The sequence below is a fragment of the Mycobacterium sp. 852002-10029_SCH5224772 genome, assembly GCF_001667315.1.
Lineage (GTDB): Bacteria > Actinomycetota > Actinomycetes > Mycobacteriales > Mycobacteriaceae > Mycobacterium.
Map to the genome: position 1 here is coordinate 100,700 of NZ_LZHT01000011.1, position 12,301 is coordinate 113,000.

Sequence of the window (12,301 nt, forward strand, 5' to 3'; positions counted from 1 at the left end):
TCAGTGAGTCGGTCGCGGCTCGCCGCGCTCCACGGGACGGGACGGATCCGAACTCCACTCCGACCATGACCCCGGATACAGCGCTGCGTCGCGGCCCATCGCGGCGAGCGCGGCGATCACCACCGTGGCGGTCACACCGGAACCGCAGTAGCCGGCCACCGCGTCGTGCCGTTCGATCCCGCGATCGGACAACAGTTGCGCGATCGCGTCGTCGGCCTGAAAGGTGCCATCGCCCCCCAGGACGGCGACGCTGGGAAGATTCTTTGCGCCGGGGATGTGGCCGCCAACCGGATCGAGCGGCTCCACGTCGCCGCGGTAGCGCTCCGGCGCTCGCGCATCGAGCAGCGACACGGTGCCGTCGGCCACCCGTTCGGCCGTCAGCGTCGGGCGGCGTCCGGCATACAAATCACCGTGCGGCACAACCACATTCCCCGTCGCCGGTTCGACGGGCCCGGACTCGAGACCGTAGCCGGCCGATCGCCACGCGCCCAAACCACCGTCGAGAATGCGGACGTTGTCCAGTCCCGCCGCGGTCAGCACCCACCATGCGCGTGCCGAGCCCGCGCGATTCCAGTCGTCGTAGGCCACCACCGGTGCGTCCTGCCGGACTCCCCATTTCCGCGCGGCGGCCTCGATGCCGCGTCCCGACGGCAGGGGATGACGACCCCGTCCGGACATCGAGTGGTCGCTGAGGTCCTCGTCGAGCGAGACATACACCGCGCCCGGGATGTGTCCCTTCAGGTAGGCCGCGCGCCCGTCGGGCTCGTCGATCCTCCACCGCACGTCCAGGATGCTCACCGGATCGCCCGCCCCAATGATGCCGGCCAACTCGGCGGCGGTGATCAATACCCGATCGCGTGCTTGCACCGGCTCCTCCTCAGCGTCTCCATCGAGACTAGCCAGGATCGCCAGCATGCCGGTCGCGGCCCGATGCGCTGCCGTGTCGGGCGCCGCTATCCGTTCGTCGGCGGCCCGAACCAGCGCTGCAATGCGGCGCGCAGGGTCGCTTCTTGAGTCGACCCGAATTCGTCGGCGGCCCATGCCACATAGCCGTCCGGCCGGATCAGCAGCGCCGCGGCGGGGCGCCCGGCGGCGCTCGCGGTGACGACGTCGACACGATCGTCCCAGCCGCGCGCCGCGTCGGCGACGCCGCCGCCGAGATCGAGCAGGACCGGGCGGGCGTCGTGGAGCAGTTGGGCCACCCGCCGGCCGTCGTCGAGGGTCAGGTCGGGCACGAGGTGGCCTGACAGCCGGTGGTCGTCGCCCACGTCGTAGCGCACGTCGGATCCGGCGAGCAGCGCCGCCATGTGCTGTTGCGCGTCCGGGAAGGTGAAGAGCTCGCCCAACAGTGTTCGTAGCGCGGCGACTTCGGGCCCCGGTGCCATGAGCGCGATCTGGGATAGCGAGTGCATCATGACGCGCTGACCGACCGGGTGGCGCTCGGACTGGTAGGTGTCGAGCAGTCCGGCCGGCGCCGTGCCGTTGATCTCGGCGGCCAGCTTCCAGCCCAGGTTGATGGTGTCCTGCAGGCCCAGGTTCAGGCCCGGGCCGCCCATCGCGCTGTGCACGTGTGCGGCGTCGCCGAGCAGCAGGACCCGGCCCTTGCGGTAGCGCTCGGCGTGTCGGGTGTTCTGTCCGTTGATCCGCCGAAGGGCATGGGGCCCGGCGTCTTTCGGCTCCTCGAACGGGATGTCGGCGCCCAGCACGCGGCGGGCGCTCTCGCGCAGCTCTTCCAGGGTCATCGGCACCTCGGCGACCGGTGGGCCGAATTCGATGGTCCCCAGCAGCGCCCGACCCGGCTCGAATTCGGCGTAGATGATCCCGCCTCGGTCAAAGCGGCTGTGCCCGAAGCGAAGCGGGCCGAATCCCGGAATCTCGATGCCGGCGATGTCCGGGCGCCGGTACTCGTCGGGGATGTGCACGTGCGCAAGGCGGCTGACCATCGGTGAGGTGGTGCCGGGGAAGTCGATGCCCAGGGACTTGCGAACCAGGCTGCGTCCGCCGTCGGCGCCGACGGCGTAGCCGGCGGTGATGGTGTAGTCGCGTTCGGGTGACGAGACCCTCAGCGCAACGGATTCCGGCGCCGCCGCGATGCCGACGAGTTCGTGGCTCCAGCGCAGGTCCACCCCGAGGTCGCGGGCCCGCTTCTCCAGCAGCCGCACCAGTCGTGGCTGCGGCATGAGCATCGCGTACATCGGGTTGTCGGGTACGTCGGAGAAGATCAGCGGCATGGCCGCGAACATCCAGCCCGGGCTGGGCTGGGGTGGCCCGTCGTCGCCGGTGAAGGCCTGATACAGGCCGCGCATGTCCAGCATCCGAACGACCTGCCCGACAAGGCCGTTGGCCTTCGGCTCGGAGCTGGGGCCGGGCAGAGGGTCGAGCACGACGGGCCTGAGGCCGGCCAGTGCCAGCTCGCATGCCAGCAGCAGCCCGTTGGGGCCCGCGCCGGCGATGACGACGTCGGCTTGTTCGTCAGCCACGAGCTGCCTTCTTTCTGGTGGGTTCGGGTAGGCCCGCCTCGACGCCGGCGAAGCCCGAGCGGATCAACGCGGTGATGGCCACCGGCGGATCGGCCCGCGCGTAGGCGTCCGCCGCCGCATCGCCCACGGCCCGCACGACGGCCATCACCAGTCGCGGGTAGAGATCGCGCTCGGCGTCGGTGCCGGTGCGGTCGGCGATCACGTGGAGGAATTCGTCGAAATGGTCCTGCGGCACCGAGTTTCGCACTTGCGGTTGCATGAGCAACTTGCGCACCTCGACGAGTTCCTGGCGGCTGGGCGCTTGGTTCTCGTCGCCGTACACGTCGCCGAAGTCGGCCTCCAGCGGCTCCAGCACGGCATGGGTGATCGCCATCCACAGCGGCTCGTCGGCGGGACGCTCCCGCAGTAGCGCGACGCTGCGGCGCACGCGTTCGGCCTGGCGGTAAGCCAGCGCCTCATATTTGCCGCTGAAGTAGTTGTTGAACGTGCGCAGTGAAACGCCGGCCAGGTTTGCGACGTCTTCGCGCGTCACGTTTTCCAGCCCGCGCTCGAACGCCAGACGCAGCGCGGCATCACTGAGCGCGCGCCGGGTGTCGGCTTTTTTGCGCTCCCGCAGTCCGGTCATGGGTGCCACCCTACGCAAAACGTGCCCGGTAGGCAATATTGCCCGACAGGCAAGATTTGGGTTGGCCGACGCGCCGCGCCACTGAACCCGTCACGGGCGTTGAGTGTGCAGTGAGGGCTTTCAGAGTGAAGCCACGGCGGCGACACGCCGAGCCGGAGCGCCCAGGGTTCACTCGCAACGCCCAGGATTCACACTCGCCGCGACGGCCAGAGCCCCTAGCGCGCGCCCCAGTCCCACCGCGGCGTCGTCAACAGAGTCTGGCCGCTGATACGCGTTTCGCCCCAGTCCTTGTAGAGCTCGATCTCCAGGGCTCCGTCAGGCGCTTCGCGCAGCGGAACAGCGTCTAGGAATTCCAGCAGCGCGCGTGAATGCGTCACGACCACGACCTGGGTCTGGGCGGCGGTGGCACGGATCAGCGAGGCCAGCGGGGCCACCAGGTCCGGATGCAGCGAGGTCTCCGGCTCGTTGAGCACCATCAGTGAGGGCGGCTGCGGGCTCAGCAGCGCGGCGGCCCACAGCAGGAAACGCAGTGTGCCATCGGATAATTCGGCCGAGCGCAATGCGCGCAGCATGCCGCGCTGGCGCAGCTGAAGGTCGAACAACCCGTCGTGGATGGCCACCGAGATGGTGGCGCCGTCGAAGGCCTCGGCGACGGCGCGGCCGAGATCGTCGAGCCCCGCTTCCAGGATCGTCTGGATGGCGGCGGCGAGGTCACTGCCGTCGTCGGAGAGCACCGGCGTGCGGGTGCCGACCTGCGGATGCCGCGCGGGCGCCCCCGCATCGACCCGGAAGCCGTCATAAAACCGCCACCCGCGCAGGCGTTCTCGCACGGCCGCGAGCTCGGGAAGCGCGTGCGGGTGAGCGTATTCGGCCAGCACGCTGTGATACGACGGCAGCGACCGGGACAGTTCGTCGAACCCGCCGCCGGAGTCGGCGCTGGCCTCGGCGAATACCCGAGACCGGCGCACCAGCGTTGTGCTGGGCCGCAGCACCGGGCCGGCGAACAACACTTCCCGCTTGATCTCCGGATCGCGGGCGAACACCGACTTCCCGGCGGACTGCGGGATACCCAGATCCACCAGGTAGCCGAAATCGTCTGCGGCGAAGCCCATTTCGAGTGATACCGGCCGGGTGCGCACGGTGCCCTCGGCCTTGCCGGTGCGTCGAGCCCCGGCCACCTGCTCGGGGCCGGCCCACAACACCGACTGCAGACCGCCCTCGCGGGCGAGCGACCCGATCACCTCGCCGCGCCCGCAGTCGGCCAGCAGCCGCAGCGCGCGGTACAGCGACGACTTGCCGGATCCGTTGGCGCCGGTGATCACCGACAGCCGGCCCAGCGGCAGGATCACCTCGCGCAGCGAGCGATATCCGCGGATCGCGACGGTCTGCAGCATGGGCCGACTGTACGGTCGGCCACCGACGGACCCCTATTCGTCCCCGTCCTCACGCTCGTCGGCTGCGGCGGCGAGGAGTTGCACTTCCTCGAGATCCATCTCGTTCTGCAACTCGCGCAACACGATGTCGTCGATCAGGTTCTGGTTGCGCAGAGACGTGATTTCCCGGCGCTTGCACTCGAGCACACCCAGGCGCACCTGCCGGACCTTCTCCCGGCCCTTGAGGATGCGGTGGTCGGCCGAACCGTCCTCGGTGGCCAGGACCAGCGCGGCCTTTTCCTCGTATTCGGATTGCAGCCGCCGGCGCAGGTCGTCGCTGATGCCGACCTCGTCGGCGACCCCGGGCAGGGCGGCGAGCGCGGCCTGAGCCCCGCGGCAACGAGCCAGTTGCAGTTCCTCGGCGTGGGTGGCGTCTTCGGGCATGTGGGCCCAGCGAACCACGGCGGGCAGCGTGCTGCCCTGGACCAGGACGGTCACCAGGATGACGACGGTCACGATGAAGATCAGCAGGTTGCGGTCCGGGAACGGCGCGCCGCTGAGCGTCGTCATGGGCACGGCGACCGCCGCGGCGAGCGATACGGCCCCGCGGAATCCCGCCCAGGCGGTGACGAAGCGCTGCCGCCAGGTGACCCGGCGTTCGCGTTGGACTTGCCGGCGGTCGATGAGCCGGATCAGCAGTGTGGTGATTTCGCCCCAGAAGATGCGCGACGCGATCACCACGCCGGTGATCACCAGGGCGACGAACAGGGCGTGGCGGATTCCCCCGTCGACGCCCGCGATGCCCCGCAGCGCACCCGGCATCTGGACGCCGACGAACACCCACAGCGAGCCGTTGAGCAGGAACGTCGCGGTGTCCCAGAAGGCATAGGCCTGCAGCCGGGACCGGGCCCGGATCACCAGGGGCCCGGCGTAGGCCAGCACCAGGGCCGACACCATCACCGCGACCACTCCGCTGCACTCCATCGATTGCGCGAGCAAGAACGCCGCGAACGGCGTCACCAGGCTCAACGCTCCCTCCTCCTGGGGCGCGTCGATTCGCTTGCGCAGCAGCGTCACCGCCCCGCCGACCAGCAGCCCGGCGGCGATCCCGCCGAGGTAGGAGCCGACGAACCGGGCGGTCACCTCGGGTGGGCTGATCGCCGCCCCACCGATCGCGACGTGGACGCTGACGGCGAACAGGACCAGGGCGGTGCCGTCGTTGATGAGACTCTCGGCCTTCAGCACGGTCAGCGACCGTCGTGGCAGTTTCTTCGCGAGACCGGCCACCGCGGCCGCGTCGGTGGGCGACAGCACCGCGCCCAGGACGCCCGCCGCGTGCGGATTCATGCCCAGCGCCCGCGCGGTCCACGACACCGCCACCGCGGTGGCGATCACCAGGACGATGCTGAGGAACACGATGATGCGCGCGTTGGCCCGGATTTCGCGGAAGCTGGTGTTCAGGCCCTCCCAGTACAGGATCGCCGGAAGAAACAGCAGCAGCACGATCTCGCCGTTGACCCGCACGTGACCGAAATGGGGGACCAGACCCAGCAACACGCCCATCAAGATGAGCAGCACCGGGGGGCCCACGCGATAGCGCCGGCCGATGAACGTCCCCACGATGACGGTGGAGACCAGGGCGACGATCAGTTCGAGGCCAAACACCAGCCCATCCTGCCGGACCCCGGCGGCTTGCGCGGCTTGGACCCTCAGCGCCTATCTTCGGTCTGGATCAGACCTATTAGGCTCCGGAGCGGAATCGAAGGGGGATCTGGTGAAGCTGAGGCTGCTGGCAACAGTCGCCGTGCTCATGTTGTCGTCGGTGGTGGGCTGCCACTTTGCGTCCAGGAATCCGCCGTCGACCAAAACCCTCCGGGTCCCCATGACCGAAGTGCTGACGCAGAGCGAGATCACCCAGAACATCACCTTGGACGTCGGCAACACGTTGGTCGTGGAGTTGGGTTCGAACTACACGACGCCCTATCGGTGGACGCCTGACACCAAGATCGGCGATTCGGCGATCATCAGGCAGCTCAGTCACGAGTTCGTGCCGCCGGCCTCCGACGCGCTGGGGGCGCCGGGCACCGAGACGTGGACGTTCGTGGCCATGCGACCGGGGACCACCACCGTCGGCGCCACCTACACGAGCATTGTGGAAAAAGATGCCAAACCGGGGTGCGTCTACACCCTCACCGTGACCGTGCGATAAGTCCTTGTGGCGGTTGCCGTTACGCGACGGCGACCTGGCGTTGTCGCGCGTAGACCTCGGCCAGGAATTGCTCGACGGCCACCGCGGTGTGCGCGGCGCGGACCGAGCCGAAGATGTCGAAAGCGTGTTGGGTGAACGGTAATTCGGCGTAGAGCACCGGCTGCGCGCTGGCTTGGCGCAGCTTTTCGACGAACGTGCGGGCCTGTTCGACGTAGGCCAGCGAGTCGTTGCTTCCGTGCAGGACGAAGAAGGGGGGAGCGTCGGCGTGGACATGGTTGACCGGTGACGCGGCCTCGAAGGTCTGCAGGTGGGTCGAGGGCTTTTGTTTGATGATCGACTTGATCAGCAGCCCCGGCATCATCGGATGCAGCGTCTTGTCGAATCGGGTGAAGTCGTAGATGCCATAGAACGGCACGGCCGCCTGCACGCGGGTGTCGACGTCCTCGAAGCCCGGCTGGAATTGCGGGTCATTAGGCGTGAGCGCGGCCAGCGACGACAGGTGGCCGCCGGCCGAACCGCCGGTGATGGCGATGAAGTCGGGATCGCCGCCGTACTCGGCGATGTGTTGTTTGACCCAGGCGAGGGCGCGCTTGACGTCGACGATGTGGTCGGGCCAGGTGTTGCGTGGGCTGTGCCGGTAGTTGATCGCGACGCAGATCCAGCCGAGTTCGGCGAGGTGGCTCATCAACGGATGCGCTTGTCCGCGTTTGTTTCCCGTCGTCCAGGCGCCGCCGGGGATCTGGAACAGCACCGGCGCCCTGCCGGCCGGATCGAGATCGGGGCGCCGCCAGATGTCCAGGTGGTTGGCGCCGCCGAATTCGCCATAGCTGATGTTGGAGTCGTGGGCGTAATCGCGGTAGATCCGCAGCATCCTCAGTAGCCCGGGCGTCTTCGCGGTGCCGCTGCCGGCCGGCTGACGCCACAGGCTGGCCGACTCGGTGAGCCGATCGTCTCCCAGCCCGCTGTCCAACGCCTCGGTCAGCGGCACGTTGGCGCGATGGCCGGCGCGGGACAGGTTCAGGAGGCCGACCGCCGAGAGCAAGGCGACCACCCACGCCGCGATGCGCACGGGCCGGGTGAGGCGGCGCGCCGTCAGAGCCAGCCCACCGAGCTGGCTGACCAGCGTCTGCAGGGGCAACTCGCTGACGACGAGCCCGAACATCCAGGAATACAGCGACGGGTATCCGCCGCGCGCCAGCGGCCGGTAGGCGTTGAGCGTGGACGCCGCGGTCACCGCGGTGACCGCCAGCGACCCTAATTGCCGGATGAGGTGGATGATTCGAGCTGTCCGCATTGCCTCACCTTACGAAACGTGTGTGGGGCACTCGGAGGGGATCAGCGGCTACGACGACGCCTCTGCCCGGCTCTCGAGGCTCTTCACCGGGGCGGGGTCGTTCTCGGTCAGCCCCACCTTCGCCGCCCCGCCGGGTGAGCCGAGCTCGGCGAAGAAGTCGGCGTTGATCTGCAGGTATCCGCTGTGCTCGTCGGGCAGGTCGTCTTCGTAGAAGATCGATTCGACCGGGCACACCGGCTCGCAGGCGCCGCAGTCCACGCATTCGTCGGGGTGGATGTAGAGCATCCGGGCGCCCTCGTAGATGCAATCGACGGGGCATTCCTCGATGCATGCCTTGTCTTTGATGTCGACGCACGGTTCGGCGATCACGTAGGCCACGAATGTTGTCCTTCCGTCTGGCTGGCGGGGTCGGCCGGCTGCGGGGCGCAGCAACTCGGTCAGGCTGGCTAATTTAGCGCGGCGGCGTCCGCGCGGCTCACCGGCCGTTTCGGGCGGCAATAGCCACAATGCTTCCGGTCCGGGCGGGGCGTGAGTAGAGGTTTGGCGTTGTGGAGTCACAAGCTATAGTTGTGTCACACGATTTGATTGTGAGCTGTCGACCATGCCACTGAGCCCCCGGCTGCCCGAACTGGCCGCGTTCGAGGCATTTTTGGCGATCGCCGAGACGGGCAGCCTCGGCCGGGCCGCGCGCGAACTGGGGCTGACCCAGCAGGCGATATCCCGGCGGCTGGCCACCATGGAGGCCCAGATCGGCGTCACCCTGGCCGTCCGGACAACGCGCGGCTCCCAACTGACGCCCGCGGGCCTGATCGTCGCGGATTGGGCGACCCGCCTGCTCGAGGTCGCCCAGGAGGTCGACGCCGGGCTGGGCTCGCTGCGCAAAGAAGGCCGCGAACGCATCCGGGTGTCGGCCAGCCAAACGATCTCCGAACAACTGATGCCGCAGTGGCTGCTGTCCCTGCAGGCCGATGCGGCGCGGCGCGGCGATACCGCGCCGCAGGTGATTTTGACCGCCACCAACAGCGACCACGCCATCGCGTCGGTCCGCGACGGCACCGCCGATCTCGGGTTCATCGAAAACCCCGGTACGCCAAAGGGTTTAGGTACCTGCGTGGTAGGTGAGGACGAGCTGGTGATCGTCGTCCCGCCGGACCACAAGTGGGCTCGACGCTCGCGGGTCGTGACGGCGCGCGAACTCGCGCAGACGCCGTTGGTGTCCCGTGAACTCCATTCGGGCATCCGCGATTCGCTGGCGGTGGCGCTGCGCCGGGTGCTCGGGGAGGACATGCAGCAAGCCGCACCGGTGCTGGAGTTGACGTCGTCGGCGGCGATGCGCGCCGCCGTCCTCGCCGGCGCGGGGCCGGCGGCCATGAGCCGGCTGGCGGTGGCCGACGACCTGGCGGTCGGGCGTCTGCACGCGGCCCACATCCCCAAATTGGACCTACGGCGCAAGTTTCGGGCCATCTGGGTCGGCGGGCGCACCCCGCCGGCGGGGGCGATCCGCGACCTGTTGAGTCACATCATCAGCCGCACAACGGCGTAGGACGTTCGGGGGGTCAGGCCGCGGCGTCGACGGCCAGCACCTCGTCGTAGCGGTCGAGCACCGTCTCGGCCACCAGCCGATGCGCACCCAGCGGTTCGGCCATCCGAATGTCGTTGTCGCGGGCGAAGGTTGACACGCCGTCGGTGATGAATCCCGGCGCCAAGAACCACGGCGCGATCACCAGCCGGCGCGCGCCGCGGCGGCGCAACTGCTCGGCGGCCCGGGCCACCGACGCCTCAGGCCGGGTAGCGAACGCCGTTGTGGCGCCGGCCCATCCGGTGCCGACGGCCAGGCGGGATGCCACCTTCGCGGTGCGCCCGTTGGCTGCCAGGTTCGACGAGCCGATCGCGACCACCATCACGCCGAGATCGTCGTCGAGCGGGGAAACCCCGACCTCGGCGAGCCGCTCGCGCAGGACGGTGACCAGCCGGTCGTCCTCGCCGAGCACGTCGGCCTGCCGGATGCCGTGGGCGCCGGCGCGGGTGATCTGCTCGGGGATGTCCAGGCGCGCGTGATACGCGCTGGCCAGCAGCAGCGGGGCGACGACGGCGCGGCGGCTGTCCGGCAGCCCGGCCAGCACGTCGACGAAGTTCGGGGCGTCGAGCTCGAGGAAGGCCAGCCGCACGTCGAGGTCCGGCCGCATGCCCCTCAGGCGGTCGGCCACGGCTGCGGCGTTGGCGCCCGACCGGGGGTCGCGGCTGCCGTGCGCGGTGAGGACCAGGGTGCTCACCGCAGGTCGTCCTCCTCGGCGCGCAGCGCCCAGGATGCGAAAGCCTCACCGCTGTCGCGCTTTTCGAGGTACTTGCGGGTTACCCGGTCGATGTAGTCGCCGAGTTCGTCGCTGGTGACCTTGTGCTGGCGCAGTTTTCGGCCGAAGCCGCTCTGCTCGCCCAGGCCGCCGCCCAGATGCACCTGGAAGCCCTCGACCGAATTGCCGTCGCCGTCGTCGATCCACTGGCCCTTGAACCCGATGTCGGCGACCTGGATTCGGGCGCATGAGTTCGGGCAGCCGTTGAGATGCACGCTGATCGGCGCGTCCAGCCGGGACTCGACGTCGGCCAGGCGCTGCTCGAGCTCGGGCACCAAGGTCTGGGTGCGAACCCGGGTTTCGGCGAACGACAGCTTGCAGTACTCGATTCCGGTGCACGCCATGGTGTTCTTGCGCCACGACGACGGCCGCGACGGCAGCCCTAGCGCGTCCAGGCCCGCGACCAGTTCGTCGACCTTGTCGTCGGCCACGTCGAGGATGACCAGCTTTTGGAACGGGGTCCACCGCGCCCGGTCCGAGCCGGCCTTCTCCATCAGGTCGGCCACGGCCGACAGGGTGCTGCCCGAGACGCGCCCGGCGATCGGGGCGACGCCGATGGCGTTGAGGCCGTTCTTGATTCGCTGCACGCCGACATGGTCGATGGTGTGCTTGACCGGCGTGGGCGCCGGGCCGTCGATGAGCCGACGGTTGAGGTATTCCTCTTCGAGAACTTCACGGAATTTTTCCACGCCCCAGTCCTTGACCAGGAACTTCAGCCGGGCCTTGGCGCGCAGACGCCGGTAGCCGTAGTCGCGGAACAGCTGGGTGACGGCCTCCCAGACGTCGGGCACCTCGGCCAGCGGAACCCACGCGCCGAGCCGCTGGGCCAGCATCGGGTTGGTCGACAGGCCGCCGCCCACCCACAGGTCCAGGCCGGGGCCGTGTTCGGGGTGGTCGACGCCGACGAACGCGATGTCGTGCGTCTCGTGGGAGACGTCCTGCAATCCGGAGACCGCGGTCTTGTACTTGCGCGGCAGGTTGGCGTACTCGGGGTTGTTCAGTGAGCGGCGGACGATTTCGTCGACCGCGGCCGACGGGTCGAGCACCTCGTCGAGCGAGTCGCCGGCCAGCGGCGAACCGTGGATGCCGCGCGGGCAGTCACCGCACGCCTCGGTGGTCTGCAGGCCGACGGCGTCGAGCCGGCGCCAGATCTCGGGGACGTCCTCGATGCGGACCCAATGCAGTTGCAAGTTTTCCCGGTCGCTGATGTCGGCGGTGTCGCGGGCGAATTCGGTCGAAATCTGGCCCAGCGTGCGCATCGTGTGCGCGGTCATCGCCTTGCCGTCGGAACGGACCCGCATCATGAAGTACTTGGCTTCGATCTTGTCGGTGTTCTCGTCGCCGGTCCAGCTGCCGTCGTAGCCCTGCTCGCGCTGGGTGTAGAGGCCCATCCAGCGGAACCGCCCGCGCAGATCGGACTTGTCGATGCTGTCGAAACCCTGTTTGGAGTAGACGTTGATGATGCGGTCGCGGACGTTCAGCGGCCCATCATCGTTCTTGAACTTCTCGGTGTCGTTGAGGGGTTCGCGATCCCCCAACGCCCACTGACCCTCATTGCGGGTCTTGACGGGACGTGCGGTGGTCATATGCGTTCTCATTCCTGGCAGCGACGCGGATCGGGCCGTTATGCGGCCGCAAGGCTGGCTGGCTGTCGGCCGCGGCGTCGCGCTGATGTTGGGTCTGGGGGCGCCCGTAGCTTCGTCGTTGGATCCACGAGTCGCGATTTCCATGGTGCACCACCGAACGGGGCGTCAGTAGAGGTCATATGTTGTGAAGGCACAACTGTGCGTTGTGTGCGCCGCTTCACGTCTTTGCCTTGCCGGCCAGCGGGATTGGCCGCGACCCTATTCGGAGTCGCAGTAGTGTGGCCGCTTATGAGCTCCTCCGACGTCCATGACGTGATCATTATTGGTTCGGGTCCTGCTGGGTATACCGCGGCGTTGTATGCGGCGCGGGCGCAGTTGGCGCC

General features: G+C 68.7%; 12 protein-coding genes. 3 read left to right on the plus strand and 9 right to left on the minus strand.

Annotated features, from left to right (window positions below; translation table 11 throughout):
• The 5 genes from A5775_RS03615 to A5775_RS03635 form a co-directional block, all read right to left on the minus strand.
• Entirely contained in the window at nt 1-867 is an 867-nt protein-coding gene (locus A5775_RS03615; RefSeq protein WP_067247683.1) for a sulfurtransferase, read from the minus strand.
• A gap of 86 nt (nt 868-953) precedes the next feature.
• Nucleotides 954-2,480, minus strand: a complete 1,527-nt coding sequence (locus tag A5775_RS03620; RefSeq protein WP_067247615.1) for an FAD-dependent monooxygenase — start codon at nt 2,478-2,480, stop codon at nt 954-956.
• Nucleotides 2,473-3,105 carry a TetR/AcrR family transcriptional regulator gene (locus tag A5775_RS03625; RefSeq protein ID WP_067247618.1) on the minus strand — a complete coding sequence of 211 codons (633 nt, stop codon included), beginning with the start codon at nt 3,103-3,105 and terminating at the stop codon, nt 2,473-2,475. The genes A5775_RS03620 and A5775_RS03625 overlap by 8 nt, the downstream gene beginning before the upstream one ends.
• 215 nt (nt 3,106-3,320) lie before the next feature.
• Nucleotides 3,321-4,499 (minus strand): AAA family ATPase, encoded by a 1,179-nt coding sequence (locus A5775_RS03630; RefSeq protein ID WP_067247621.1) that lies wholly within the window; start codon nt 4,497-4,499, stop codon nt 3,321-3,323.
• Nucleotides 4,500-4,532: 33 nt separating this feature from the next.
• Nucleotides 4,533-6,143 (minus strand): Na+/H+ antiporter, encoded by a 1,611-nt coding sequence (locus tag A5775_RS03635; RefSeq protein ID WP_067247624.1) that lies wholly within the window; start codon nt 6,141-6,143, stop codon nt 4,533-4,535.
• A gap of 109 nt (nt 6,144-6,252) precedes the next feature.
• On the opposite strand from A5775_RS03635, the gene A5775_RS03640 reads away from it, so the two are divergent.
• On the plus strand, nt 6,253-6,687 hold the full coding sequence (locus A5775_RS03640) for a protease inhibitor I42 family protein (RefSeq protein ID WP_067247627.1): 435 nt from the start codon (nt 6,253-6,255) through the stop codon (nt 6,685-6,687).
• 19 nt (nt 6,688-6,706) lie between these two features.
• On the opposite strand, the gene A5775_RS03645 is transcribed toward A5775_RS03640, so the two are convergent.
• Both A5775_RS03645 and fdxA read right to left on the minus strand, forming a co-directional pair.
• Nucleotides 6,707-7,981, minus strand: a complete 1,275-nt coding sequence (locus A5775_RS03645; RefSeq protein WP_067247630.1) for an alpha/beta hydrolase — start codon at nt 7,979-7,981, stop codon at nt 6,707-6,709.
• A 48-nt stretch (nt 7,982-8,029) separates the two neighbouring features.
• On the minus strand, nt 8,030-8,359 hold the full coding sequence (gene fdxA, locus A5775_RS03650) for a ferredoxin (RefSeq protein WP_067247633.1): 330 nt from the start codon (nt 8,357-8,359) through the stop codon (nt 8,030-8,032).
• A gap of 223 nt (nt 8,360-8,582) precedes the next feature.
• On the opposite strand from fdxA, the gene A5775_RS03655 reads away from it, so the two are divergent.
• Complete coding sequence (locus tag A5775_RS03655) at nt 8,583-9,524, plus strand: LysR family transcriptional regulator (RefSeq protein WP_067247636.1); 942 nt, start codon at nt 8,583-8,585, stop codon at nt 9,522-9,524.
• 13 nt (nt 9,525-9,537) lie between these two features.
• Here the strand turns inward: A5775_RS03655 and A5775_RS03660 are convergent, their stop codons facing one another.
• Both A5775_RS03660 and A5775_RS03665 read right to left on the minus strand, forming a co-directional pair.
• A complete protein-coding gene (locus tag A5775_RS03660; RefSeq protein ID WP_067247639.1) occupies nt 9,538-10,254 on the minus strand; it encodes a sirohydrochlorin chelatase in 717 nt (238 codons plus the stop codon).
• Nucleotides 10,251-11,918, minus strand: a complete 1,668-nt coding sequence (locus tag A5775_RS03665; RefSeq protein ID WP_067247641.1) for a nitrite/sulfite reductase — start codon at nt 11,916-11,918, stop codon at nt 10,251-10,253. The genes A5775_RS03660 and A5775_RS03665 overlap by 4 nt, the downstream gene beginning before the upstream one ends.
• 288 nt (nt 11,919-12,206) lie before the next feature.
• Here A5775_RS03665 and A5775_RS25280 point away from each other — a divergent pair.
• The coding region (locus A5775_RS25280; protein ID WP_156660558.1) for an FAD-dependent oxidoreductase at nt 12,207-12,301 on the plus strand (95 nt) is incomplete at its 3' end.